The sequence below is a fragment of the Brevundimonas sp. genome (genome assembly GCF_035935935.1).
GTDB lineage: Bacteria > Pseudomonadota > Alphaproteobacteria > Caulobacterales > Caulobacteraceae > Brevundimonas.
Genome location: NZ_DASYWO010000003.1, coordinates 22,164 through 46,914 on the forward strand (window position 1 = coordinate 22,164; position 24,751 = coordinate 46,914).

Here is a 24,751-nt window from a genome sequence, read left to right on the forward strand (position 1 = left end):
TCGGCTCCCGGATCAGACGCGTTCGATGACGGTGGCGGTGCCCATGCCGCCGCCGATGCACAGGGTGGCGAGCGCCGTGGTCTTGTCCGAGCGCTCCAGCTCGTCCAGCACCGTGCCGAGGATCATGGCGCCAGTGGCGCCCAGCGGGTGACCCATGGCGATGGCGCCGCCGCAGACGTTGATCCGGTCGTGCGGGATGTCGAGCGCCTGCATGAAGCGCAGGACGACGGCGGCGAAGGCCTCGTTCAGCTCCCACAGGTCGATGTCGTCCTTCGACATGCCCAGCTTGCCGAGCAGCTTGTTGGCCACAAACTCGGGACCCGTCAGCATGATGGAGGGCTCAGACCCGATCGAGGCGGCGCCGCGGATGCGCGCGCGCGGCTTCAGACCCAGAGCCTTGCCGGCTTCCAGCGTGCCGATCAGCACGCCGGCCGAGCCGTCCACGATGCCCGACGAGTTGCCCGGCGTGTGCACGTGGTTGACCCGCTCCACCTCGGGGTAGCGCTGGTTGATCACCGCGTCGAAGGCCATCTCGCCCATCATCTGGAACGAGGGATTCAGCGAGCCCAACGTCTGCATGTCGGTGTTGGGACGGATGGTCTCGTCATGGTCGAGGATGGTCAGGCCCAGCTGATCCTTGACCGGAACGACCGACCCCTTGAACCGGCCCTCGGCCCAGCTCTTCGCGGAGCGCCTGTGGCTCTCGACCGAATAGGCGTCGACGTCGTCGCGGGTGAAGCCCCACTTCGACGCGATCATGTCGGCCGACACGCCCTGCGGCACGAAGTAGGTCGAAAACGCGCTGGTCGGGTCGACGGGCCAGGCGCCGCCGTCGGAGCCCATCGGCACGCGGCTCATGGCCTCGACCCCGCCGCCGACGGCGAAGTCGGCCTCGCCGGACTTCACCTTGGCCGCGGCCATGTTCACCGCTTCCAGCCCCGAGGCGCAGAAGCGGTTGATCTGCACGCCCGCCGTGGTCTGGGCCCAGCCGGCGTTCAGCACGGCGGTGCGGGCGATGTCGGCGCCCTGTTCGCCCACGGGCGACACGCAGCCCAGGATGACGTCGTCCACCCTAGAGGTGTCCAGCCCGTTGCGGTCGCGCAGCGCCTCGAGCACCTGACTGGCCAGCGACAGCGCCGTGATCTCGTGCAGGCTGCCGTCCTTCTTGCCCTTGCCGCGCGGCGTGCGCACCGCGTCGTAGATGTAGGCGTCGGTCATGGAAGTGCGTCTCACATTTCGTTGCCCTAACGCTCGCCGCGCGGCGGCTCGCTGCTTGAGGGCGGAGGTCGGATTCGAACGTGGTCGCCAAAGACGCTACGTTTACGTCAACGTCAAGATCGGATCGTCATGCCGGCGCGCGGCAGACGGCCTCGACGTTCATGCCGTCCGGGTCGCGCACGAAGGCGGCGTAGTAGTCGGGCCCATAGTTCGGGCGCAGGCCCGGCGGGCCGTTGTCGCTTCCGCCGGCGGCCAGCGCGGCGGCGTGGAAGGCGTCGACCTGATCCCGGCCGCTCGCGCGGAAGGCGACGTGGGCGCCGACGCCCGGCGCCTCGTCCTCGGCGACGACGAACTCCGGCACGCCGCCGAGGCCGAACATGACCACCCGGCCGCCGGCGTCGTTGACCGCCTCGGCCACCACGGCGAGCCCCAGCGGGGCCAGCGCCGCCTCATAGAAGCGGCGCGACCGGTCCAGGTCCGAGACGTCGAGGCCGAGGTGGTCGATCATGGCTCAGCCTCCGGTCGACAGGCGCACCAGCTTGCCGTTGGTCTCGTCCGTGATGACCCAGACCGCGCCGTCCGGTCCGACGGCGACGTCGCGGACGCGTTCCCCGAGTTCGGTCAGCAGGCGCTCCTCGCCCACGACCCGGCCGTTCTCGATCACCAGCCGCGCCAGATGCTTGCCGCCCAGGGCCGCGATCAGGGCATTGCCGCGCCATTGCGGGAACATCGCTCCGTCGTAGAAGGTCATGCCGCCCGGCGCGATGACGGGATCCCAGTAGTAGACCGGTTGCTCCAGCCCTTCGCGGGCCGTCACGCCTTCGCCGATCGGGCCGCCGCGATATTCGACGCCATAGGCGATGATCGGCCAGCCGTAGTTCTTTCCGGCCTCGGGACGATTCAGCTCGTCGCCCCCGCGGGTCCCGTGCTCGATGGTCCAGACATGGCCGTCGGGACCGATGGCGACGCCCTGCACGTTGCGGTGACCGCTGGACCAGATGCCCGGCAGGACCTGGCCCTGGTCGGCGAAGGGATTGTCGTCGGGCGCCGAGCCGTCGGCGTTGATGCGGATCAGCTTGCCCATGTGGCTGTTCATCTGCTGCGCCTGCGGCCGCATTGGCGTGTCGGACCGCTCGCCCAGGGTGACGAACAGCTTGCCGTCGGGCGCGAAGGCGAGCGACGAGCCATAGTGCTTGTCGCCGTCGTAGGCCGGCAGGGCGCGGAAGATGACCTGCACGTCCTCCACGCGCGCGCCGTCGTCGGACAGCCGGGCGCGTGCGACCGAGGTGGCGTTGCCGCCCTCGCGGGGTTCGGCATAGCTCCAGTAGATCATGCGGTCCTGGCCGAAGGTCGGCGACAGGACCACGTCCAGCAGGCCGCCCTGGCCGCGCGCGTCGACCGCGGGCAGGCCCGAGATCGGCTCGCCCACCTGCCCCTGCTGCGTGACGATGCGCAGCCGCCCCGGGCGTTCGGTCACCAGCCAGTTCCCGTCCGGCATCAGGGCCAGGCCCCACGGCTCCACCAGTCCCTCGGCCACGACCGTGTGGGTCAGGGCCGCTTCGGTCCGCACGCCCGGCGCGCGCGTCTGACCCTCGAAGGCCGGGCGCTGGTCCGGCGCGTTGGCGGCGCGCGTCTCCACCGGCGCGCCGGGAGCCGGATCCTGACCTGGGTCCTGGGCGGCCCCGCTGCCGCAGGCGGCGAGAAGGGCGGCGATCGACACGGCGGCGAGGCGGATCATGGCGCGGGCTCCGGAGGCGTTGAGGCGAAGGTTCAAACGTCGGACGGGGACCGCCGATCCGCAAGGCTTCGAAACGTCGCGGAAGGCCGCTTGAACCGGAGGCCCGCGGTCGTTATAGGCCAGCCTCCCTCACGCGGCCTGTCGACGGCCGCGCGGATGGCTGGGTAGCTCAGCTGGTTAGAGCGGTGGATTCATAACCCACAGGTCGGCGGTTCGAGCCCGCCCCCAGCCACCATCATCCCCGACCGCGTCAACCGCCGCGCAGGCGCCGTCCACGCGGGGTGACGGAGCCGGTGTTCCCCGGACAGATCTGGCGCACGCGAAGAGCCATGTTGCGGTCGCCTTCGGCGTTGGCGAGGTCGCGCGCCTCGCGACAGCGTCCCTGATGGATCAGGTGATCGACGCGGACGGCGCGGTCCACGCGGTCGACGCCGTACTGCTCGACCAGTTCCAGCCAGGAGGGACGGCGGCGGCGACGCTCCTCATTCTCGAACCGGGCAAGCTGTTGGCCTTCCGTCAGCTGCAGCGCCTGTTGCGCCGACTGGGCATGCGCCGCTTCGGGGCTCCCCATGCCCAAAGCGAGCGCAGCCGCGCCCACCAGGCCGAACCGGGCCGCGCTCACCGCTGGCGGCAGGTCTGGCGGATGCGGATGACCATCGCGCGTTCGCCCGCCGCACTGGCAAGCTCACGCGCTTCGCGGCACTGACCCTGCTCGACCAGATCCGCCACGCGACGCGCCAGATCCATCCTCTCGGCGCCGTATTCGCCTTCGAGCTCTTCAGGACTGCCGAGGCGATTGCGGCGCTGTTCCTCGTTTTCAAAGCGGGCCGACTGCTGCGCCGCCGTCATCCGGCCGACCTCGAACCGCGGCTGGTTGATGGGTTGCTGGGCGGCGGCGGAGCCCGCGGCGGCGCAGACGACGGCGAAAGCGCCGACGGCGAAAAGCGTCCTCATACCTGAACCTCCGTTGATGCGTGGGCGACAATGGCACGCCGGGCGAGGCGCGCAACCTCCCCCGCGCATCCGCGTTCACGGCCAAGGTTCACATCGAGGAGACCGCCATGCGCATCCGCACCCTTTCGCTCGCCGCCGTCGCCGCCCTGACGCTGGGCGCCGCCGCCTGCTCGGAAGCCGATCAGGACGCCGCCGAGGCCAACACCGAAGAGGCCGCGGCCGACGCGGGCGCCGCGACCGAAAAGGCCGGCGACGCCCTGGCCGAGGAGGCCTCGCAGCTGGGCGACGCCATCGAGGCCGGCGCCAAGGAAGCGGCGCAGGAGGTCGACGAGGCCACCGACCGTCTGCAAAAGGAAGCCGCCGAGCAGGAAGCCGAGACGGCGACCGACGCCCAAGGCAACTGAGTCTTGTTTGGCCCTACCGCTCGCGACGCGGTCGCTCGCTGCTTGAGGGCGGCCCTACCGCTCGTGACGCGGTCGCTCGCTGCTCGAGGGCGGCCCTATCGCCCGCGACGATCGCTCGCTGCTTGAGGGCGCCTTCGCGCTTGGCCTGACGCTCGCGACGCGGTCGGATCAGGCCGGTTCGGCCAGCAGGGCGTCGACCAGCGCCCTGGCTTCCGGACCGGCCCAGTCCGCCTCGCCCGAGAAGCTGGCGCGCATGCGACCCTGACGGTCGAGGATCACCGTCTGGGGCATCTTGCCCTCGCCCGGCAGGACGAACGGCAGCTTGAACTCCCGGTCGCCGTAGAACGGCAGCGGCTCGTGCACGTCGATGAAGCTGAGGGCGTCGGCCACGGCGTCGTCCGTCGCGTCGACGTTGATCGGCAGCACGACCAGATCCCGGCCCTGATAGGCCGTGGCCAGGGCCTGCAGCGTCGGCATCTCGGTGCGGCAGGGCGCGCACCACATGGCCCACAGGTTCACCACCACCACCTTGCCGCGGAAGTCGGCGAAGCGGGCGTCGGACCCGTCGCGCGCCTTGAAGACGTAGTCCGGGGCCATGGGGGTGTCGGCCGGAGTCTCCAGACGCGCCAGGGACCGCACCGCGAAGCGCGCCAGATCGCTCTCGTCCGCCGCCGCGGGAGCGGAGCCTTTGAACAGGGCGTCGGGTTTGGCATAGAGCATCGCGCCCCCGGCCGCGCCGAGAACGACCACGCCCGCGATCACGGCGATCGCCGCTTTGGACAGCCCCATGACCGAAAATCCCGCCTCCGACGCCGATCACAAAGCCCCTCCGTCACCGGAAGGTCAAGACATGTGGGGCGGGCGGTTCAGCCAGAAGCCGGCGGAGGTCATGCAGGCGATCAACGTCTCGATCGGCGTGGACCGGCGGCTGTGGGCGCAGGATCTGGCGGGATCCGAGGCGCACTGCCGCATGCTGGCCGCGCAGGGGATCATTCGTCAGGAAGACGCGGACGCCATTCTGGCCGGTCTGCAGACGATCCGCGAGGAGATGGTCGCCGGAACCTTCCCGTTCCGGGAGCAGTACGAAGACGTTCACATGAATGTGGAGGCGCGGCTGGCCGAGCTGGTCGGCGAGCCTGCCGGCCGGCTGCACACGGCGCGCAGCCGCAACGATCAGGTGGCGACCGACTTCCGGCTATGGGTGCGCGACGATGGATGCCTTGCGGCCATCGGCGGCCTGCGCGAGCTGCAACGCGTTCTGCTGATCCAGGCCGAGGCGCACGCCGACGCCCTCATGCCGGGCTTCACCCATCTGCAGCCGGCCCAGCCGGTGACGTTCGGCCACCACCTGATGGCCTATGTCGAGATGTTCGGCCGCGACGTTTCTCGGTTCAGCGACGCCTGGACTCGCATGAACGAAAGCCCGCTAGGGGCCGCGGCGTTGGCCGGATCGCCGTTCCCGATCGACCGGCACATGACCGCGGAGAGCCTGAGCTTCATCAAACCCATGGCCAACTCGCTGGACGCCGTTTCCGACCGCGACTTCGCGCTGGAGGCGCTGTCGGCGGCGGCCATCTGCGCCGGTCACCTGTCGCGGCTGGGCGAGGAGATCGTGGTGTGGATGACGCCGCAGTTCGGCTTCGTCTCCCTGCCCGACGACCTGACGACCGGCAGCTCCATCATGCCGCAGAAGCGCAATCCGGACGCGGCGGAGCTGGTGCGGGCCAAGACGGGAAGGATCACCGGATCGCTGGTGGCCCTGCTGACCGTGATGAAGGGGCTGCCGCTGGCCTATTCCAAGGACATGCAGGAGGACAAGCCGCCGGTGTTCGAGGCCTTCGACGCCCTGGGCCTGGCGGTGTCGGCCATGACGGCCATGGTCGCCGCCCTGACGCCGAACCGTGAGCGGATGGCGGCCGCGGCCGGCGCGGGCTTTTCCACGGCCACCGACCTGGCCGACTGGCTGGTGCGCGAGCTGGACCTGCCGTTCCGCCGCGCCCACCACGTCACCGGCGCGACGGTGAAGCGGGCCGAGCAGCTGGGCGTGGACCTGGCGCAACTGCCCCTGTCGGAAATGCAGGCGATCGAACCGGGGATCACCGAGGCGGTTTACAAGGTGCTGTCGCCTGAGGCTTCGTGCGCGAGCCGCACCAGCTTCGGCGGCACGGCGCCGGAACAGGTCCGCGCGCGCATCGCAGAGTGGAAGGCGCGCCTGAAATGACCCGCAAACTGACCCTGATGCTCGGAGCGTCCCTGGGCGCGGCCCTGCTTCTGTCCGCCTGCGGCCGCATGGCCGATCTGGAGGCGCCGGGCGCCCCCCAGACCGAACGCGCGCCGCGCGGCGGGGACGCCGAGCCGATGCCCGAGCCCGCCACCCAGAACCGGTCGTCCAACCAGATCCCGATCGACGGCGGCCCCAACAATCCGTACCGCGGCTCCGGCGCGCCGTTCCGGGAGCGGTAGGGCTTGCATCATTTCGCCCTCGACGGGGGCGCGCTTCATGCCGAGGACGTGCCGCTGACGACGATCGCGGAGGCCGTCGGCACGCCGGCCTACGTCTATTCCGCCGCGACGCTGAGACGGCATGCGCGCGCCCTGTCGGACGCCTTCGCGCCGCATGCGGCGACGCTGGGCCGGCCGGTGATCGCCTTCGCGGTCAAGGCGGCGTCCAACGTCTCGATCCTGAAGGTTCTGGCCGGCTGCGGCCTGGGCGCCGACACCGTGTCCGAAGGCGAGATCCGGCGCGCCCTGGCCGCCGGCGTGCCGCCGGAACGGATCGTCTTCTCCGGCGTCGGCAAGTCGGACGCGGAACTGGCCCTCGCCACGTCGCTGGGTCTGCGCCAGATCAACGTCGAGAGCGCGGTCGAGATGGAGCGGCTGGCCGCGATCGCCGGGGGGGCGGGGCGCGTCCCCGACGTGGCGATCCGCGTCAATCCGAAGATCGGCGCGGGCGGCCACGCCAAGATCACCACCGGCGGCGCGGGCGACAAGTTCGGCGTGCCGGTCGAGGAGGCGCTGACCCTGTACCGGCGCTTCGGGCGCGACCCGCGGCTGAACCTCGTGGGGCTGGCCTGCCACATCGGCAGTCAGATCACGGACCTGACGCCCCTGCGCGCGGCCTTCGGCGTGCTGGCGGCGATGACCCGAACCTTGCGGGCGGAAGGGCTGCCCGTGCCGCGGCTGGATCTGGGCGGCGGGCTGGGCGTGGCCTATGCGGGCGACGATCCGACCGCGCCCCTGGCGGACTATGCGGCCATGACGGCGGACACGGTCGGCGGCCTGAGCGTCGACCTGACGCTGGAGCCCGGCCGTCTGATCGCGGCCAATGCGGGCGTGCTGCTGTCGCGCGTGATCCAGGTCACGCAGCGCGGCGACGGACGGCGCATCCTGGTGCTGGACGCGGCCATGAACGATCTGCTGCGGCCGGCGCTGTACGACGCCTTCCACGATCTGGTCGCGGCGGCGCCGCGTGACGGCGAGGCCCTGCCCCACGACGTGGTCGGACCGGTCTGCGAGACCGGCGACACCTTCGCGCGGGATCGGCGCCTGCCGCCTGTGGAGGCGGGCGATCTGGTGGCCTTCACCGGCGCCGGCGCCTATGGCGCGACCATGGCCAGCGAGTACAACTCGCGTCCGCTCGTGCCCGAAGTTCTGGTCGACGGCGACCGCTGGGCCGTGGTGCGAAAACGTCCGACCTACGATGAGATGCTGGCGCGCGAGCCGATCGCCGACTGGCTCTAGTCCAGGGCGCACACGTCGGGCAGGCCGCGCCACTTGCCCGCGTGGTCCAGCCCGTAGCCGACGAGGAAACGGGCCGGCGCCTCCCAGCCCACGAAGTCCGGGGTGAGGGCGCGCGGCTCCGGCCACGGCTTGCGGGCGAAAACGCAGGTCAGCACCTCGGCCGCCCCTTCCCGGTTGAGCAGGGCCACGGCCTCGGACAGCGACAGGCCGGTGTCGAAGACGTCGTCGAGGATCAGCACGCGCCGCCCCTCGACCTCGCGCTGGAACCTGCCGTGCACGTCGATGCGGCCCCGGCTCGAGGTGCCGTCGCCGTAGGACGCCAGCCACAGGGCGTCGAAGCGAAGATGACGCCCGCGGCGCGCCAGGGCGCGGGTCAGGTCGGCGCCGAACCACAGGCCGCCGGTCAGCAGGACCATGGCCACGGTCTCGTCGTCGACGACCGGCGCGATGCGGTCGGCCAGCGCCTCGACGGTCGCGGCCACCTGATCGGCGGGGAGCAGGACGGTGGGGATCGCGGTCGCGGGGTCAGCCATGCGCCGAGGTCAATGGCGCCTCGGCATGGGCTTCGTCCAGAGGCACGGCGTCGACGGGCGCGTCGCCGCCGGTGGCGACCGGAGACAGGGCCGGCCTGAGGGCCGGTCGGGCGGCGGCCAGCGGCGTCGCGGGCACGTGCGCCGGGGCGTCCGCCCGGGGCAGCGGGCGCGCCACGGGGGCTGGGGACGCGGCCTTCTTCGGCGCGGGCGGCGCGTCGGGCGCGAAGTCGGTGGCCACCTCCTGCGCGCGGCCGCCGGGATCGGACAGACGCACTGCGAAGCCCTGCACCTTGCCGGGCAGCACCGGCGGGGCGTCGAGGCGGACGAAGTCGTGGGCGACCTCCAGACCTTCGCGGTCCAGAAGGGCGACCCGGATGGTCGGCACGACGCGCTCGTCGTCGCGGACGTTGCGGACGGCGCCGGACACGATGACGACGGTGGGGTCGTCCGGGGCGGCGCGGGCGTTCAGGGCCTCGAAATCCAGACCGACAGGATTCACGTCGACGCCCACGGCGGCGTAGGCGGACGCCGTGCGCGGCAGGACGTCGACCACGTCGGCCCGGAACAGCCACGCGGCGCCCAGCATGCCGAGTGCGACGCAGGCCGTGCCGGCCCAGGCCACGCCGTGGGCCGCCGCACGGCGCAGACGCCGCTGCTGTTCGGCCCGGGCGCGATAGGCCTTCGGAAGTTCCGGCGCCGGCGTCTCGGCAAGGGTTTCCGGGCCGACCTCGGGCGCGACCACGGCGGCCGGCGGCGCGGCGACCACGGGCGTGGCGGCGGCCGTCAGGTCCAGCGGCTCTTCGGGAAGGGCCTTCCACGTATGCTTGCAGGACTGGCAGCGGACCGTGCGGCCCAGCGGACCGATGGCGTCGTCGGGGGCGAAATAGCCGGTGGCGCAGGACGGGCAGGTCAGTATCATCGCCGACTGCGTGGCCCGAGGGCCGCCTCCCGTTGGGGCCCGACGCCCCGTTCCGATCCTGGTCCCATGCCGACGACGCCCACCCGCCGCGCCCCTCCGGCCGCTTCCGCGACCGTCGCCCGCCTGTCGGGCGTGCGCGTGAAGGGGCCCGCACGGCGCGGAATCCTCGACCTGACCATGCCGCGCGGCTCTTTCCACTTCCTTACCGGGCCGTCCGGAGCCGGAAAGTCGCGGGCGCTGGAGACGCTGGCCCTGGCCCGGCGGCCGGACGACGGATGCGCCGTCGCGCTGTTCGGCACGGACCCCTGGTCGGCGGACGAGGCTGGCCGGGCCACCCTGCGCCGACGCATCGGCTTCGCCGGCCGCGACGGCGGTCTGATCGACAGGCTGACCGTCTTCCAGAACGCCGCCCTGCCGCTGGCACTGGCCGGAGAGGCCGACGAAGGCCGGGCCCACGTCGGGGAGATGCTGGACTGGCTGGGGTTGGCGCCCGTCGCGGACCGGCCGGCGGGCACGCTGGACCGGGCCCGCCGGCGGGCCCTGCGGGTGGCGCGGGCGCTGGTGGCCCAGCCGGAGCTGATCCTGATCGACGATCCGCTGGACGACCTGACGCCCGAGGCGGCGGACCGGGTGCTGGGTCTGCTCGCGGCCCTAGGCAAGGGAGAGGCGGCCGTGGTCATGACGGGGCGCGACCCGTCGGCGGCGCGCAAGGCGGGCGCGACGGTGCTGACGCTGGACGGCGCCGCATGAGGGGGTGGCGGGAATTTCGGGGCGTCGCCCTGCTGCGCGCGCCGGTGCGCCTGGCATCGGGCGTGGCCATCGGTCTGGCGGCGCTGCTGGCCTGTCTGGCGCTGCTGGGCGCGGTCGCCGCCGACCGGGGCGCCAGCGGCTGGACGGCCGGCGTGGTGCGCGAGTTGACCATCGTCGTGCGGCCGCGGGTCGACGAAACGGGCCCGACCGCCGCGGCCCGCGCGGCCGAAGCGGCGGCCGGCGTCGACGGCGTGACCGAGGTCCGCGCCTTGGACAGGGCGCAGGCCGAGGACCTGCTGCGGCCGTGGGTGCGCGAGGGGGACCTCGCAGACCTGCCCCTGCCGATGCTGGTCGTGGCGAAGCTGGACCCCGAGACGCCGGCCGGGGCGCTGACGGTGAACCGGGCGCTGGCCGAGGCCGGACTGGACGCGGAAGTCGACGACGCAGGTCCGTGGCGGGCGGAAGCGGCGCGTGCCGCCGCGGGCGTGCGGGCGCTGGCGCTCGCCCTGTCATTGGCGGCGCTGGGGGCGCTGGGCGCGCTGGCATGGGCCCGCGCGGCGTCCGCCGTGGTCGGCATGTCCGCCGAGGTGGCGGTGCTGCAGGGGCTCGGGGCCGGTCCCGGACGGCTGCGCGGCCTGACGCTGGCGGCGGTCCTGCCGTTCGTCGCCGCCGCGGCCGCGGCGGGCGCGGCGGGCGGCGTGGTCCTCGGTGCGGCGTGGAAGCTGCTCGCCGGCGGGGGGCAGGCGGCGTCGACCCTGCCGCTGGCGTGGGGCGATCTGCTGCTGGCGCCCGCCACGGTCGCCGTCGCGGTGCTGGCCGCCGCCCTGTCCAGCGCTCGCGTGCTGCGCGAAGTCCTTGGCGGACCGTCCGCCCACGGCTAGGCTTCGTTCATCATGAAGCTGATCGCGGCCCTGGCCATCGTGGCCCTCGTCTGGCTGGTGGGGCTGTTCGCCTTCGCCGAGCGCGTGCGCGGCCTGACGCCGGCGGACGAGCCGGCGCGCGCCGACGGCATCGTCGCGCTGACCGGGCCTTCGCCGGAGCGGGTCAACGCCGCCGTGCGCCTGCTGGAACAGGGCAAGGGCGACCGCCTGCTGATCTCCGGCGTCAACCGGCAGGTGCGCCGCCAGGAACTGCGCGAGGTGACGCCGGGCTCGCGTCGCCTGTTCAACTGCTGCGTGGATCTGGGCTTCGAGGCCGAGGACACCCGCGGCAACGCCGAGGAGATCGCGGCCTGGGCCCGGGCGCGGGGCTACGACAGCCTGATCGTGGTCACGTCCGACTACCACATGCCGCGCAGCCTGGTGGAAATCCGGACCGCGGCTCCCGGACTGAAGCTGGTTCCCCACGCCGTCTCGACGCCCTCGCTGGACGACTCCCGCTGGTGGCGGGCCACCGTCACGGCGCGTCGCATGACGCTGGAGTACATGAAGTATCTGGCCGTGCTGTTCCGCGAGCTGGTGCGCCGCGTCTCGGGGGACGAGCCGGCCCAGGCGGTGCAGGAGGCGGCCGAGGCGGCGGAAGACGCGCGCAAGGCGGCGTGACGCGGGGCGCGTCCTGCGGCAGAACCCGCCCATGACTACCGTCCGCTCCCTGTTCTTCGTGGCCTGGCTTTACCTGTCCATGGCCATCTTCGCCGTCGGCATGTCGCCGTTGCTGCTCGGTCCGCACGCCGGGGCCATGTGGGTGATCCGCAACTGGGCGCGCTTCGTCCTGTTCGGCCTGCGCTGGATCGCCGGGGTGCGGGTGGAGTTCCGCGGGCTGGAGCACCGGCCGACGGGTCCGGCGCTGGTCGCGGGCAAGCACCAGTCGATGCTGGACGTCATCGCCCCCTTCGCCGTGCTGCCGGACAACTGCTTCGTGATGAAGAAGGAGCTGATGCCCCTGCCCTTCTTCGGCTGGTTCGCGTGGAAGACGAAGATGATCCCGGTGGACCGATCGGCGGGATCGAAGGCGCTGAAGGACATGGTGCGCCACGCCCGCGCGCGGCTGGCCGAGGACCGCCAGATCCTGATCTTCCCGGAGGGCACGCGCCAGCCGATCGGCGCGGCGCCCGACTACAAGCCCGGCATCGCCGCCCTGTACCGCGATCTGGAGGTTCCCTGCGTGCCCATGGCCACGAACTCGGGCGAGCACTGGCCCGCCCACGGCTTTCGCCGCACGCCCGGCCTCGTCGTCTTCGAATTCCTGCCCACCATACCTCCCGGCCTGAAGCGCGCCGAGTTCATGGCGCGGCTGGAGACGGAGCTGGAGGGCGCGTCGACGGCGCTGCTCGGCGTTCGCCGCGCCGACGTGCCCGGGCTTTCCTCGCAATCCAGCGTGACCATGCCCATATGAACGGCATGAACTTTCGACCCACGACGCTGGAGCGGGCCTATCAGTTGGCCGACTCCGGGGAATGCCGCACCGTCGGCGAGGTGAAGAAGCGGCTGCAGGCCGAGGGCTACGACCGCATCGCCGACCAGCTGTACGGCCGCACGGTGACCAACGCCCTGCGCGACCGCTGCGCCGCCGCGGCCGAGAAGCGCAGCGACGCCTGAAATCGCCGCCTTGCTTTCGCCGCGTCGGCGGCGCACGATGAAGGGGTCGATCTCTTCTGCGTAACGCTCTCGTTCTCCCGCGCTTCGCCAGAGACTTCAGCCGCTCCCAAAACAGACCGACCTCGCCGCCGCGCGATCCTGCGCGTCGGTCACGCAAACGGAGGTCCAGAAAATGGCGACCGGCAAAGTGAAATGGTACAATTCGACGAAGGGCTACGGCTTCATCGAGCCGACTGACGGCGGCAAGGACGTGTTCGTCCACGCCACGGCGGTCGAGGCCGCGGGCCTGGGCTCGCTGAACGAAGGTCAGACGGTCTCGTACGAGATCGAGCAGGACCGTCGCTCGGGCAAGGAATCGGCGGGCCAACTGAAGGCCGGCTGATCCGCTCCGGGCGGTCGCCGCCGTCCGAACGCCACGAACCCCCGGTCGGCCCGCCGACCGGGGGTTTTCGCATTCAGGAGACCCGCATGTTCGACCGACTCCTCGTCCGCCGGTGGCGCGACGATCCCCGCCTGTTCTGGGCACTGCTGATCCTTGGGGCCGCCGGGGTCGCGGCGCTGCTCTTCCTGCGCGCCCTGCCTCCCGGCGACGCACGCGAACGCGAGGCGCGCACGGTGCTGCTGGAATCGCAGGCCGTCGCCGCGCAGGCCGCCCAGGCCGAAGAGGCGACGGCCGAAAAGGCGCGTCGCGCCGACCTGATGAACTAGGCCAGCCGGTCCCAGCCGATGGCGTGCACCTTGTCCCGCCCCAGCACGGCCACCAGCGGCCGCGTCTCGAACAGGTCGGCGAAGGCGCCGTGGCGGACGTCCAGCCCGCCCGTGAAGGCGCCGAAGGCCGGCAGGATCACGCGCTTCCCGTCCGTGAGGAACGCCGGCCGCCGCACGCCGCGCGCATAGGCGACCACCGTGGCGCAGGGGTGCAGGTGGCCCGCGACCTCGCCCGGCTCCGGCGCGGCCCCGGGTTCGTGGATCAGGGTCAGGGCGCCCACCCGCAGGGTGGTGACCACCTCCCCGCTCAGACGGTCCAGCGCCCCGGCCAGGGCCTTGAGGTCGTGGTTGCCTTCCAGCCAGACCCAGCGTCGCCCGTGCGCCAGCCCTTCCAGCCGCAGACGGTCGGCGGAGGCGAGACGATCGATCGCGCGCGAGTCGTGGAAGCTGTCGCCCAGCAGGACGACCATCGTCGGGTCCAGCGCCTCGATCTCCGCTTCCAGCTTGGCGATCGTGGCCGGGCTGTCGTAGGGCGGCAGCATCTGACCCCGCGCGGCGAAGGCCGAGCCTTTCTCGAGGTGCAGGTCCGACGCGATCAGCGTCCGGTGATCGGGCGCCCAAAGCGCGCCGGAACAGCGCAGCACGCAGGCCTCCCCATTCACCCGGACCTTCAACCCGCCGCAGCCATGGCGGAACGGGGACAGGGTCTCGCGCAGGGCGGCGTTCACGCCATCACCTCGGCGATCAGCGCTTCTTCCGAGAACTCCATGGCGGTCTCATCGAGGATCATCTCCGCCGCCCCGCCGCCGACGCGTTCGCGCCCGATCTGCACCAGCACCGGCACACAGAAGGGCGAAGGTCGCTCCAGCGGCTGATGCGTGATCCGGCCCTGGATGCGGGTCAGGAGCGCGCCCAGACGCGCCACGTCCAGCAGGCCGGCCGCCGCGTCGGCGCGGGCGGTGCGAAGCAGCAGGTGGTCGGGCTGGTGGCGGCGCAGCACGTCGTAGATCAGGTCGGTCGAGAAGGTCACCTGCCGGCCCGTCTTCTCGGCGCCCGGCTGGCGACGCTCGATCAAGCCGGAAACAAGGGCGCAATTGCGGAAGGTGCGCTTCATCATGAAGCTCTCTTCCAGCCAGGTCTCCAGATCGTCCCCCAGCATGTCGGGCTCGAACAGGGCGTCGAGGTTCAGCCCGTCCATCGGCCGGATCGACCAGATGGCCAGCGAATAGTCCGTCACGACGAAGCCCAGCGGCCCCACCCCCAGTCGGTCCAGCCGACGGGTCAGCAGCATGCACAGGGTCGAATGCGCCAGCCGCCCCTCGAAGGGATAGGCGACGAGGAAGTGCCGTGACCCCCGCGGAAACGTCTCGACCAGCATGTCGCCCGCTTTCGGGATGATCGAGCGGTCCTCCTGCAGCTCCAGCCATTCCTGCACGTCGGGGGGGAGCACGCGCCAGTGATCGCGGTCCTGGATCATGTCGCGCACCCGCTCGGCCAGCGACGTGCCGAGCGGAAACTTGGACCCGCCCCACGAGGGGATCTTCGGATCGACGTCCCGGGCGTGGGTGACCAGGGCGTCCGTGCCGGCGATGCCCTGATAGGCCCAGACCTGACCGGCGAAGACGAAGGTGTCGCCCGGCGTCAGCTGTTCGAAATACCACTCCTCGGCCTCACCGACCTTGCGGCCGGCCGTCCAGCGCGCCGCCCCGGTCCCGCCGCCCCGCCGGTGGGCGACCTTGATGTTCAGCGTGCCGGCCGAGACGATGGCCCCGACGTTCATGCGGTGACGCTGGGCCACCATCTGGTTGCGCACCTTCCAGCGTCCGTCCCGGGTGCGGACGATGCGGGCGAAGCGTTCGTAGGTGCGCAGGGCGTAGCCGCCGGTGGCGACCAGATCCACGACCTCCTCGAACGTCTCGTACGCCAGCCCCCGATACGGCCCGCAGGCCGTCACCTCGGCATACAGGTCGTCCAGCGTGAACGGCTCGGAACACGCGCAGCCCATGACGTGCTGCGCCAGAGTGTCCAGTGTGCCGACGTGGATCGGCTCCCAGTCGAAGGCGTTCTCGGCCACCGCCTCGCGCGCGGCCTGACATTCCAGCATCTCGAACCGGCTGGCGGGCACCATCAGGGCGCGGCTGGGCTCGTCCAGCCGGTGGTTGGCCCGACCGATGCGCTGGACCAGACGCGACGCGCCCTTCGGGGCCGCCAGCTGGACGACCAGATCGACGTCGCCCCAGTCGATGCCGAGATCGAGCGTCGAGGTGCAGACCACGGCCCGCAGGTCGCCCCGCGCCATAGCCGCCTCGACCTTGCGCCGCTGCTCGGCGGCGAGGGAGCCGTGGTGAAGGGCGATGGGCAGGTTCTCGTCGTTGATCTCCCAGAGGCGCTGGAACACGAACTCCGACTGCCAGCGCGTGTTGACGAAGATCAGGGTCATGCCCGAGCGCTTGATGGCCTCATAGACCTCCGGGATGGCGTGCACCCCGGTGTGACCCGCCCAGGGCACCTTGCCTTCCGAGATCAGCACGTCGACGACGGGCGGCGCGCCGGGGTCGCCCTTCACGATCGTGACCGGCGCCTCGACGGACGGTCTCAGCCAGTCGGCGATCATTTCCGGATCGTCGACGGTGGCGGACAGGGCGACGCGCCGCATCCCCGGTGCGAACTGCTGAAGCCGTCCCAGCCCCAGCGACAGCAGATCGCCGCGCTTGCCGCTCCAGATCGCATGGACTTCGTCCAGCACCACGCATTTCAGGTCGGCGAAATACGCCCGCGCGCCTTCCCATGCGCAGAACAGCGCAAGCTGCTCCGGCGTCGTCAGCAGGACGTCCGGCGGAAACTCCCGCTGCCGCGCCCGCTTGGACTGTTTGGTGTCGCCGGTGCGGCTCTCCACGTGAATGTTCAGGCCGATCTCGCGGATCGGCGTCATCAGGTTGCGCTCGACGTCGGTGGTCAGGGCCTTGAGCGGCGAGAGGTAGAGGGTGTGGACCCCGCTGCCCGGCCCGTGCTCCGGCTTCGGTCCCCGCTCGGCCAGTTCGATCAGCGACGGCAGGAAGCCCGCCAGCGTCTTGCCGCCACCGGTCGGCGCGACCAGCAGGGCGTGCGCCCCGGCCTGCGCCGCCGCGACCATCTCCAGCTGATGCCGCCGCGGCGCCCAGCCGCGCGAGGCGAACCAGTCGGCGAAGAGGGGGGGAAGCGTCGTCAGCGTCGGCTCCGGCATGCTCCGCACAAAAGCGGCGGAGATCGGGATTGATCCGCGTCTTAGCAGATGTTCCCGTTCCGTTTCATCCGTTTCGTCGCTATCTTTCCGACGTGTCGATCGACTCCCTTCCCACCCTGCGCGCGGCGGCGGCCCTGACCGCCCTGCCTCCCGCCCTGGCGGTGCCGCCGGGCAGCGGCGCCGTGGCGGATCCGGACGGCGCGCGGAAGATCGGCCGCGGCGCGGCCGAGGGGCTGTTCACGGGCGGCCCCGTGCTGGTGTGCCATGCCAGCCTGACGGCGCGGCGGCTGGGGATCGCGCCGCCGCCGCGGTCGCGTGATCTGCTGGACGTGCTGGAGCTGTTCGCCTTCGTGCGGCCGGCGCGGTTCTGCGCGCCCTCGCCGACCGGGCTGGCGCTGGCCACCGGTCAGGCGGAGCCGAAAGGGGCCGAGGCGCAGGCGCTGGCCCTGCGCGAGGCGGCGCGGCTGCTGCTGGAAGAGATGACCGAAGCCGCTTGGCCCGGCCGCGAGGAGGCCGTCACCTTGGCCGAGACGCTGGATCGCGCGGGATGGGCTTGGGGCGACCGCGTGCTGGAGGCCCTGCACGCCCAGCCGGTGCGCGAGCGACGGCAACGGGGATCGGGCCTCGACTCCTGGTCGCGTCTGCCGGAGTGGGAGGACGAGGCCCCGCGGGGCGAGGCCGGCTCGGCCCCGGTCGACAGCGAAAGCGCGCGCATCCGGCTGGAGAAGCTGCTTCAGGCCTCGGGCCTGGACGAGGCGCGGCCGACGCAGAGCGACTATGCGGCCGAGGCCGCCTTCGCCTTTTCCCCCCGCGACGAGGAGGGCCGGCCGCGCATGCTGCTGGCCGAGGCGGGCACCGGCACGGGCAAGACGCTGGGATACCTGGCGCCGGCCAGCCTGTGGGCCGAGCGGAACGCGGGCGCCGCCTGGGTGTCGACCTACACGCGCGCCCTGCAGCGGCAGATCGACCGCGAGAGCGCATCCCTGTGGCCCGATCCGGCCGAGCGGAAGAAGAAGGCCGTGGTGCGCAAGGGACGCGAGAACTACCTGTGTCTGCTGAACCTGCAGGAGACGGTGCAGGCGGCGCAGCTGGGGAACGGCGACCTGATCGGCGCGGCGCTGGCCAGCCGCTGGGCGATGCACACGCGCGACGGCGACATGACCGGCGGCGACTGGCCCGGCTGGCTGCCGGGGCTGTTCGCCGTGTCGCCGGGCAATCAGGCCAGCGCGGCCAATCTGGTGGACCGGCGCGGCGAGTGCGTGCACGCCGCCTGCCCCCACTATCGGACCTGTTTCGTCGAGAAGACGATCCGCGCCAGCCGCCGCGCCGATCTGGTCATCGCCAACCACGCGCTGGTCATGACGCAGGCCGCCTTCGACGGCGCCCGCACGGCACGCGGCCTGAAGCAGGACGGCGAGACGGCGGCGCTGAAGCGCATCGTCTTCGACGAGGGCCACCACCTGTTCGACGCCGCCGACGGCGCCTTTTCCGCCGCCCTGTCAGGGCAGGAGGCGGCCGAGCTGCGCCGCTGGATCCGGGGGCCCGAGGGGCGCGGGCGGCGCGGGCGCGGGCTGGAGCAGAGGATCGGCGAACTGTGCGCCGACTCCGAGGCCGCGACCCAGGCGCTGAACGACGCGATCAGGGCGGCGGCCCAGCTGCCGGGCGAGGGCGTGTCGAGCCGCATCGCCCCGCCATCGGGCGAGATCAATCCGGTCGGGCCGATCGAGCGGTTTCTGGTGGCTGCGCTGGAACAGCTGCGCGCCCGCACCAGCGAGGCCGCGACCCCGGGCGGGGGCGAGTTCGGCATGGAGTGCGCCCTGTTCCCGGTCACGGACCCGGTGCTGGAGACGGCGCGTGCGGCGGCGCAGGCGCTGGCGGCGGTCGAGGCCCCCCTGCTGGCCCTGTCGCGACATCTGGAAGACATCCTCGACGACGAGGCGGCCGATCTGGAGCCGTCGTCGCGGGCCTGGATCGAAGGCGCCCTGCGTGGACTGGACCGGCGGGCGCGCATGACCCTGCCGGGCTGGCGCGCCATGCTGCAGGCGCTGGAGAGCGACGTCGGCGAGCCGGACCCCGACTTCGTCGACTGGCTGTCGGCCGAGGCCGCCTTCGGGCGCATCCACGACGTGGCCCTGCGTCGCCACTGGATCGATCCGACGGTGCCGCTGGAGGCGGCGGTGGTCATGCCGTCGCACGGCGTGCTGGTGACCTCGGCCACGCTCAGCGATCCGCTGGCGGAGGATCCGTTCGAGCTGGCGCGGCTGCGGACCGGGGCGGCGCGGCTTGTCGAGCCGGCGCGGACGCTGAAGGTCGAGAGCCCGTTCGACTATGCGGCGAACAGCCGGGTCATCGTCGTCACCGACCTGATGAAGGACGACCCGCGCCAGACCGCCGCGGCGATGCGCGAGCTGTTCCTGGCGGCCGGCGGCGGCGGGCTGGGCCTGTTCACCGCCATCCGCCGGCTGAAGGCGGTCTATGAGCGGCTGGGTCCCGATCTGGCGAAGGCGGGCATACCCCTGCACGCCCAGCACGTCGATCCGCTGGAGGTCGGCGCGCTGGTCGACGTTTTCCGGGCCGAGGAGGACAGCTGCCTGCTGGGGACCGACGCCGTGCGCGACGGGGTCGACGTGCCGGGGAGGTCCCTGCGCATCCTCGCCTTCGACCGCGTGCCCTGGCCGCGCCCGGACCTGTTGCACAAGGCGCGGCGGGAGCGGTTCGGCGGCAAGGGCTACGACGACGCCCTGGCCCGGGCCCGGATGGCGCAGGCGTTCGGGCGCCTGATCCGCCGGGCGGACGACAGGGGCGTCTTCGTCATGCTGGACGCCGCCTGCCCCACCCGCCTGTTCGCCGGCCTGCCGCCGGGGACGGAGGTCCAGCGCATGGGGCTGGCCGAGGCGGTGGAGACCGTGGGCGGCTTCCTCAGCCCGCGAACGTGATCTCGACGCTGTCGGCGCTCTTCGTGGCCTCGCCGTGGAAGACGGCCTCGACGTTGTTGCCGTCGGGGTCCAGCAGGAAGGCGGCGTAGTAGCCGGGATGATAGGGCCGCTCGCCCGGCGCGCCGTTGTCCGTGCCGCCGGCCTTGAGCCCCGCCGCGTGCCACGCCTCGACCATGACGCGGTCGCGGGCCTGAAAGGCGAGATGATGTCGGCCCGTCAGCCTGCCCGCCGCGGCCTGGCTGTCGGCCGAGGACACGAACAGCTCGTCGACCCAGAAGAAGTCGGGCCCCTCGCCGCCCAGAGGCACGCCCAGCACGTCGAACAGGGCCATGTAGAAGCTGCGGCTGGCGTCGACGTCTCGCACCACCAGCTGCAGATGATCGATCAGGCGGCCGCGATGCAGTTTCTGCGTTTCCATGTGTCCGGTCTCCGGCTTTGGCGATGAACGGGGCGGAGCGGCGCGGCGTTCCCGCCCGGCTTGACCGCTTCCGCCGATCTGTCACGAACCGTCCATGACCGACGCCCCTGTCCGCCATTCCCGCCGCGGCCTGATCGTGCCCTTCGCGATCGCGGGGCTGATCCTCGCAGCTTGGACCGTCTGGTGGTTCGTGCTGGCGCGACAGGTGGAGACGCGCGCGACGGCGCAGTTGGAAGGCCTGCGCGAGGCCGGCTGGACCATCGAGACCGCGCCGCTGTCGGTCGACGGCTGGCCGTTCCGCGTGCGGCTGGATCTGGGGCAGGCGCGGGTCGTCGCCCCGTCCGGCCACGGGCTGGAGGCCCCCCGGCTGATCGCCGAGGCCAACGCCTGGAACCCGCTCACCTGGGTCGCCATCGCGCCGGATGACCTGACCCTGACCCGGCCGGACAAGGGACGCATCCGCATCCAAGGCGGCGGCGCGCGCATGAGCCTGACCGGCATCGACAGGACGTGGCCGCGCTTCGCCATGGAGCTGATCCGGCCCACGTTCACGCCCGTGGGATCGGCCGAGGCCTTCCCGATCTCGCGCGCCGAGCACGTCTCGCTGGAGGCGAAGCCGGGGCCGCAGGATCAGGCGATCGACGTCCTGTTCCAGATGGTCGACGCGCGCGGCCGGGCGGGGGGTCCGGTGGACGGGGTCACGGAGAGCGGACTTCTCAGCGCGCGGGTCGAGCTGAGGATGGAGAACGCCGCCGGTCTGCGCACGCCCTCGGACGACGGGCTGATGGCCGGCTGGAGCCGGGGCGGCGGGCGGTTCACCCATGTGCGCGGCCTGCTCGAAAGCGGGGACAACCGGGCGCGGATCGAGAGCGAAAGCCTGTCGGCGCGCGACGACGGGCGGCTGGAAGGGCGCATCTCGATGAGCGCGGCCCGACCCGCGGCCGTGGTCGCCGGCATCGCCGGACGGGGCGGCGGCGCGGCGCGCATGGCCGGGGCAGCGGGCGCCGACGTGGCTCTGGTTCTGGATTTTCGCGACGGCCGCGCATGGTTGGGGCCCTTCGCGGTCGCGCCGGCCCCGCGCCTGTTCTGATGCTGACCGAGCCCGAGGCGGATGCGGCGCGCGACGCGGCGGACGACGCCCTGCTGGCGGCGCTGGACGCGCGGCTGACGCTGGGCGCCGCCACGCCCGACGTCGAGGCGCTGGCGCTGCGCCGACTGCTGGCCCGGGCGCCGGAGCGGGCGGCGGCGATCAAGGCGCTGTGGGGCCGACTGGAGCGAGGGCCGCTGCACGTCCACGGCGCGGAAGCCGCCCTGCTGGCCGCGGACCGTCACGGGCTGGGCTTCGCGATGCACGACACGGCGGACAAGGCGATGGCCGCGGCCGAGAGCGGGGGTTCGGCCCTGATCGGCCTGTCCGGCGCGACGGCGTGGTGGGGACGACTGCTGGCGCGGCCGAACCTGCGCGTCGTCGGCGCCCTGCCGGACGACGTGAACCGGGCACCGCGCGCCCTGCGCGTGTCCACGGCTGCGCCCGGACCGACCGGCGACGACCGCACCTTCTGGGTCACCGACGCAGGTCAGGGCGACGCCGCCATCCTCGCCGCCCTGAGCGGGAACGGGCTGGCCGGGACGCCGCTGCATCAGGCGGGCGGGTTGAAGCTGTTCATGCTGGCGGGCTATGTGCAGGCCGAAGACCCGCGCCTGACCGGGCTGCCGGGAACCTTGTCCGGCGTCGTCGGCGCCGCCCCCGTGTTCTGAAAGCGCTCCATGACCGACCTCCCGACGCCCAAGCCCGGCATCCTCGACATCGCTCCCTACGTGGGCGGAAAGTCGAAGATCGACGGCGTGGCCGAGCCGATGAAGCTGTCGTCCAACGAGAACATGCTCGGCGCCGGCGAAAAGGCGCGCGCGGCCTATGAGGCGGCGATCCGCAACATCCACATCTATCCCGACGGCCGCGCCACGAAGCTGCGCGCCGCGGTGGCCGAGCATCACGGGCTGGAGGCCGAGCGGCTGATCTTCGGCAACGGCTCGGACGAGGTCTTCGCCCTGCTGAACCAGACCTATCTGACGCCGGGCGACGACATCGTCACCGGTCAGTACGGCTTCCTGGCCTACCGCATCTCGGCGAAGGCCAATCAGGCCGACGTGCGCCTGGCGCCCGAACCGCAGTTCAAGGCGACGCCCGAGGCCCTGCTGGAACAGGTCACCGACCGGACGAAGATCGTCTACGTCTCCAGCCCGTCGAACCCGACCGGCAGCTACAACACCGCCGACGAGATCCGTCGGTTGCATGAGGGCCTGCGCCCGGACGTGCTGCTGGTGATCGACGAGGCCTATGCCGAATACGTCACCGAGCCGGACTGGGAGACCAGCTTCGAGCTGGCCCGCACCAGCGACAACGTCGTGGTCACCCGCACCTTCTCCAAGATCCACGGCCTGGGCGGCCTGCGCATCGGCTTCGGCTATGCGCCCCTGAAGGTGGCCGAGGCGGTGGACCGCATCCGCCTGCCCTTCAACGTCTCCGTGCCGGGCATCGAGGCGGCGGTGGCGGCGCTGGGCGACGTGGCGCACCAGAAGGCGTCTCGCGAGCTGATCCAGACCTGGCGCCCGCGCCTGACGCAGGCCCTGCGCGGCTTCGGCTTCGACGTCCTGCCGTCCGCCGGCAACTTCGTGCTGGTGCGGTTCAGGGACGTGGAGACGTGTCAGGCGGCCAACGACTGGCTGAACCGGAAGGGCATCATCGTCCGCCCCGTCGGCGGCTATGGCCTGCCCGAATGCCTGCGCATCACCGTCGGCACGGACGATCAGAACCGCGCCGTCATCGACGCCATGAGCGAGTTCGCGGCGCGGTGAGACTTCCCCTGACTGCGCCGATGGCAGGATACGGCGTCACCCCCTCCGGAACACGCGGCTCGCCGCCCAGCCCGTGAACGCCGCCAGAAGGACGCACAGCACGCCGTACAGCCACGGCCGGCGGTGGGCGAACTCATAGACGTCGCGTTCGACGCCGACCTTCTGCACCGTCAGGGTGAGGTTGGACGAGGCCACCGGCTGACCGTCCTGGAACAGCCAGACCTCGGCGAAATAGGCGCCGGTCGGGGCGGTGGTCGGCAAGTCCAGCTGGGCGCGGAACAGGCCGCGGTCGACGAAGGTCACGCCGTCGGGGCGGGTGTCGTACAGCCCGCCCTCCTCCCGCAGCCGGATCACGGCGCGGCGCCAGTCCAGGTAGTCGTCGCCCAGCCGGCTGACGACGACGTCGCGCACGCCGTAGCGGGTCTCGACCCGGCGCTCCTCGGGCGCGGCGATGCGCAGGTGGTCGACCCCCACGCCCAGCCGGCGCAGCTGGCCGAAGTTGGCGATGTCCGACAGCGGCCGCGTCGAGGCCGTCATGTAGAAGCCGGGCGCGCCCTGAAACACCACGGGGCGGCTGTTCACCCAGAAGGGCCCCGCCTGCACCTTGCGTACCAGACGCAGGGGGGCGTCCGGCCCGCGCACCACCACGACCACGTCCACCGGCGCGTCGGTCGGGTTGAACACCGCGCCGTAGAGGACGATCGACGCGCCCTGGAATCCGGAATCGACCTTGACCTCCGCATCCGTCAGGGCGGCGGAGACGCGCACCGGCTCGGCGGCGTTCAGCGTGGTGATCGACCGCTCGATGACCACCGCCGGATCGAGGGGGGCCGGAACGACGGGGGGCGGAACGTCCTGGATCATTGCGGCGACCCTTCACCCGGCACGCCCGGTGCGATCTCGAACAGGTCGGAGGGGCGCACGATCAGCTCCATGCCCATCTGGATGCCGACGAGAAGCACGATCAGCCCCAGGGCGGCGCGCAGGACGTCGGCGCGGAACCGGCCCGACCAGCGCGCCCCGATCTGGGCGCCCACCACGCCGCCGAACAGCAGCAGCGAGGCCAGGACGATGTCCACCGTCTGGTTACGGCCGGCCTGCAGCACCGTGGTCACCGCCGTGGTGATGATGATCTGGAACAGGCTGGTGCCGACCACGACCGACGCCTTCATCCGCAGGACGTAGAGCATGACCGGCACCAGGATGAAGCCGCCGCCCACGCCCATGATCGCCGACAGCACGCCGACGAACCCGCCCAGTGCCAGCGGCGGCACGGCGGAGATGTAGAGGCCCGATTTCGGGAACTTCACCTTCCACGGCAGGCCATACAGCCACAGCGGCCGGCGCCGATCCTTGCGCGGCGCCGGCAGGCCGCGCTTGCGGCGCACGATCTGCTCGAGGCTTTCCTTCAGCATCAGGCTGCCGATGACGCCGAGGAAGATCAGGTACGACAGCGCCACCACCAGATCGGCCTGGCCCAGCAGGCGCAACCAGCGGAACACCTCGACGCCGACGAAGGCGCCCAGCACGCCGCCCGCCGCCATGATCCCCCCCATGCGGAAATCGACCTGGCCCGCGCCGGAATAGGCGATGACGCCCGACGTCGAGGAGGCGACGACGTGGCTGGCCTGACTGGCCACCGCCACCGTCGGCGGGATGCCGAGGAAGACCAGCACCGGCGCCATCAGGAAGCCGCCGCCGATGCCGAACAGACCGGACACGAAGCCGACCACGGCCCCCAGCATCAGCATCAGGGGCCAGTTCACCGAAACCTCGGCGATCGGCAGGTACAGATCCAAAGGGCGCGCCTTCGGTG

General features: G+C 72.0%; 28 protein-coding genes and 1 tRNA gene. 16 read left to right on the forward strand and 13 right to left on the reverse strand.

All coding sequences use genetic code 11. The annotated features are described in order from the left end of the window. Positions 1–12: 12 nt before the first annotated feature. The 3 genes from VGR32_RS02075 to VGR32_RS02085 all read right to left on the reverse strand — a co-directional run bounded on the left by VGR32_RS02075 (position 13) and on the right by VGR32_RS02085 (position 2,956). Positions 13–1,218, reverse strand: coding sequence for an acetyl-CoA C-acetyltransferase (locus tag VGR32_RS02075; RefSeq protein WP_327447562.1), 1,206 nt, complete (start codon positions 1,216–1,218; stop codon positions 13–15). A 127-nt stretch (positions 1,219–1,345) separates the two neighbouring features. Next, a complete protein-coding gene (locus VGR32_RS02080; RefSeq protein ID WP_327447564.1) occupies positions 1,346–1,726 on the reverse strand; it encodes a VOC family protein in 381 nt (126 codons plus the stop codon). A 3-nt stretch (positions 1,727–1,729) separates the two neighbouring features. Further along, a complete protein-coding gene (locus tag VGR32_RS02085; RefSeq protein WP_327447565.1) occupies positions 1,730–2,956 on the reverse strand; it encodes a PQQ-dependent sugar dehydrogenase in 1,227 nt (408 codons plus the stop codon). Between the two features lie 158 nt (positions 2,957–3,114). Here VGR32_RS02085 and VGR32_RS02090 point away from each other — a divergent pair. After that, positions 3,115–3,191 (forward strand) — tRNA-Met (locus VGR32_RS02090). Between the two features lie 15 nt (positions 3,192–3,206). On the opposite strand, the gene VGR32_RS02095 is transcribed toward VGR32_RS02090, so the two are convergent. Together VGR32_RS02095 and VGR32_RS02100 are read right to left on the reverse strand one after the other, a co-directional pair. Then, on the reverse strand, positions 3,207–3,578 hold the full coding sequence (locus VGR32_RS02095; RefSeq protein ID WP_327447567.1) for a hypothetical protein: 372 nt from the start codon (positions 3,576–3,578) through the stop codon (positions 3,207–3,209). Continuing rightward, complete coding sequence (locus VGR32_RS02100) at positions 3,575–3,910, reverse strand: hypothetical protein (protein ID WP_327447569.1); 336 nt, start codon at positions 3,908–3,910, stop codon at positions 3,575–3,577. Before VGR32_RS02100 ends, VGR32_RS02095 begins: the two co-directional genes overlap by 4 nt. 107 nt (positions 3,911–4,017) lie before the next feature. On the opposite strand from VGR32_RS02100, the gene VGR32_RS02105 reads away from it, so the two are divergent. Continuing rightward, complete coding sequence (locus VGR32_RS02105) at positions 4,018–4,314, forward strand: hypothetical protein (protein ID WP_327447571.1); 297 nt, start codon at positions 4,018–4,020, stop codon at positions 4,312–4,314. 168 nt (positions 4,315–4,482) lie between these two features. Here VGR32_RS02105 and VGR32_RS02110 read toward each other — a convergent pair whose 3' ends face one another. Beyond that, the gene (locus VGR32_RS02110) at positions 4,483–5,103 is read right to left on the reverse strand and encodes a TlpA family protein disulfide reductase (protein WP_327447572.1); all 621 of its coding nucleotides are present in this window, start codon (positions 5,101–5,103) and stop codon (positions 4,483–4,485) included. A gap of 61 nt (positions 5,104–5,164) precedes the next feature. Here VGR32_RS02110 and argH point away from each other — a divergent pair, with 61 nt between their 5' ends. Genes argH through lysA form a run of 3 tightly spaced genes read left to right on the forward strand, consistent with a single transcriptional unit; the run spans position 5,165 to position 8,055 of the window. Next, entirely contained in the window at positions 5,165–6,535 is a 1,371-nt protein-coding gene (gene argH, locus VGR32_RS02115; protein WP_327448001.1) for an argininosuccinate lyase, read from the forward strand. Beyond that, complete coding sequence (locus VGR32_RS02120) at positions 6,532–6,777, forward strand: hypothetical protein (protein WP_327447574.1); 246 nt, start codon at positions 6,532–6,534, stop codon at positions 6,775–6,777. The genes argH and VGR32_RS02120 overlap by 4 nt, the downstream gene beginning before the upstream one ends. Before the next feature lie 3 nt (positions 6,778–6,780). After that, positions 6,781–8,055, forward strand: coding sequence for a diaminopimelate decarboxylase (gene lysA, locus VGR32_RS02125; RefSeq protein WP_327447576.1), 1,275 nt, complete (start codon positions 6,781–6,783; stop codon positions 8,053–8,055). Here lysA and VGR32_RS02130 read toward each other — a convergent pair. After that, a complete protein-coding gene (locus VGR32_RS02130) occupies positions 8,052–8,588 on the reverse strand; it encodes a phosphoribosyltransferase (protein WP_327447578.1) in 537 nt (178 codons plus the stop codon). The genes lysA and VGR32_RS02130 overlap by 4 nt on opposite strands. Continuing rightward, a complete protein-coding gene (locus VGR32_RS02135; protein WP_327447580.1) occupies positions 8,581–9,507 on the reverse strand; it encodes an MJ0042-type zinc finger domain-containing protein in 927 nt (308 codons plus the stop codon). The genes VGR32_RS02130 and VGR32_RS02135 overlap by 8 nt, the downstream gene beginning before the upstream one ends. A gap of 66 nt (positions 9,508–9,573) precedes the next feature. Between VGR32_RS02135 and VGR32_RS02140 the strand changes: the two genes are divergently transcribed. From VGR32_RS02140 to VGR32_RS02170, 7 genes are all read left to right on the forward strand, one after another. Next, a complete protein-coding gene (locus VGR32_RS02140; protein WP_327447582.1) occupies positions 9,574–10,257 on the forward strand; it encodes an ATP-binding cassette domain-containing protein in 684 nt (227 codons plus the stop codon). Further along, positions 10,254–11,138: an ABC transporter permease gene (locus VGR32_RS02145; protein ID WP_327447584.1), complete on the forward strand. Its 885-nt coding sequence runs from the start codon at positions 10,254–10,256 to the stop codon at positions 11,136–11,138. Before VGR32_RS02140 ends, VGR32_RS02145 begins: the two co-directional genes overlap by 4 nt. A 12-nt stretch (positions 11,139–11,150) precedes the next feature. Further along, positions 11,151–11,798 (forward strand): YdcF family protein, encoded by a 648-nt coding sequence (locus VGR32_RS02150; RefSeq protein ID WP_327447586.1) that lies wholly within the window; start codon positions 11,151–11,153, stop codon positions 11,796–11,798. Between the two features lie 31 nt (positions 11,799–11,829). Continuing rightward, entirely contained in the window at positions 11,830–12,591 is a 762-nt protein-coding gene (locus VGR32_RS02155) for a lysophospholipid acyltransferase family protein (protein WP_327447588.1), read from the forward strand. A gap of 5 nt (positions 12,592–12,596) precedes the next feature. After that, complete coding sequence (locus VGR32_RS02160; protein WP_327447590.1) at positions 12,597–12,794, forward strand: hypothetical protein; 198 nt, start codon at positions 12,597–12,599, stop codon at positions 12,792–12,794. Between the two features lie 172 nt (positions 12,795–12,966). After that, positions 12,967–13,176: a cold-shock protein gene (locus VGR32_RS02165; RefSeq protein WP_327447592.1), complete on the forward strand. Its 210-nt coding sequence runs from the start codon at positions 12,967–12,969 to the stop codon at positions 13,174–13,176. An 86-nt stretch (positions 13,177–13,262) separates the two neighbouring features. Continuing rightward, entirely contained in the window at positions 13,263–13,502 is a 240-nt protein-coding gene (locus tag VGR32_RS02170) for a hypothetical protein (protein ID WP_327447594.1), read from the forward strand. Here the strand turns inward: VGR32_RS02170 and pdeM are convergent. Beyond that, positions 13,499–14,230 carry a ligase-associated DNA damage response endonuclease PdeM gene (gene pdeM / locus VGR32_RS02175; RefSeq protein WP_327447596.1) on the reverse strand — a complete coding sequence of 244 codons (732 nt, stop codon included), beginning with the start codon at positions 14,228–14,230 and terminating at the stop codon, positions 13,499–13,501. The two genes, VGR32_RS02170 and pdeM, sit on opposite strands and share 4 nt — an antisense overlap. Then, on the reverse strand, positions 14,227–16,725 hold the full coding sequence (locus tag VGR32_RS02180) for a ligase-associated DNA damage response DEXH box helicase (RefSeq protein ID WP_327447598.1): 2,499 nt from the start codon (positions 16,723–16,725) through the stop codon (positions 14,227–14,229). The genes pdeM and VGR32_RS02180 overlap by 4 nt, the downstream gene beginning before the upstream one ends. A 92-nt stretch (positions 16,726–16,817) precedes the next feature. Here VGR32_RS02180 and VGR32_RS02185 point away from each other — a divergent pair, with 92 nt between their 5' ends. Continuing rightward, on the forward strand, positions 16,818–19,661 hold the full coding sequence (locus VGR32_RS02185; protein WP_327447600.1) for an ATP-dependent DNA helicase: 2,844 nt from the start codon (positions 16,818–16,820) through the stop codon (positions 19,659–19,661). Here the strand turns inward: VGR32_RS02185 and VGR32_RS02190 are convergent. Beyond that, positions 19,645–20,079 (reverse strand): VOC family protein, encoded by a 435-nt coding sequence (locus VGR32_RS02190; protein WP_327447602.1) that lies wholly within the window; start codon positions 20,077–20,079, stop codon positions 19,645–19,647. The two genes, VGR32_RS02185 and VGR32_RS02190, sit on opposite strands and share 17 nt — an antisense overlap. A 94-nt stretch (positions 20,080–20,173) precedes the next feature. Between VGR32_RS02190 and VGR32_RS02195 the strand changes: the two genes are divergently transcribed. The 3 genes from VGR32_RS02195 to hisC are packed head-to-tail and all read left to right on the forward strand — an operon-like array spanning position 20,174 to position 22,935. Beyond that, on the forward strand, positions 20,174–21,169 hold the full coding sequence (locus tag VGR32_RS02195; RefSeq protein WP_327447604.1) for a DUF2125 domain-containing protein: 996 nt from the start codon (positions 20,174–20,176) through the stop codon (positions 21,167–21,169). Further along, the gene (locus tag VGR32_RS02200; protein WP_327447606.1) at positions 21,169–21,837 is read left to right on the forward strand and encodes a hypothetical protein; all 669 of its coding nucleotides are present in this window, start codon (positions 21,169–21,171) and stop codon (positions 21,835–21,837) included. The genes VGR32_RS02195 and VGR32_RS02200 overlap by 1 nt, the downstream gene beginning before the upstream one ends. A 9-nt stretch (positions 21,838–21,846) precedes the next feature. Beyond that, positions 21,847–22,935: a histidinol-phosphate transaminase gene (gene hisC, locus VGR32_RS02205; RefSeq protein WP_327447608.1), complete on the forward strand. Its 1,089-nt coding sequence runs from the start codon at positions 21,847–21,849 to the stop codon at positions 22,933–22,935. A 36-nt stretch (positions 22,936–22,971) separates the two neighbouring features. Here hisC and VGR32_RS02210 read toward each other — a convergent pair whose 3' ends face one another. Further along, positions 22,972–23,799, reverse strand: coding sequence for a TIGR02186 family protein (locus tag VGR32_RS02210; RefSeq protein WP_327447610.1), 828 nt, complete (start codon positions 23,797–23,799; stop codon positions 22,972–22,974). Next, the gene (locus VGR32_RS02215; RefSeq protein WP_327447612.1) at positions 23,796–24,734 is read right to left on the reverse strand and encodes a sulfite exporter TauE/SafE family protein; all 939 of its coding nucleotides are present in this window, start codon (positions 24,732–24,734) and stop codon (positions 23,796–23,798) included. Before VGR32_RS02215 ends, VGR32_RS02210 begins: the two co-directional genes overlap by 4 nt. Positions 24,735–24,751 lie beyond the last annotated feature (17 nt).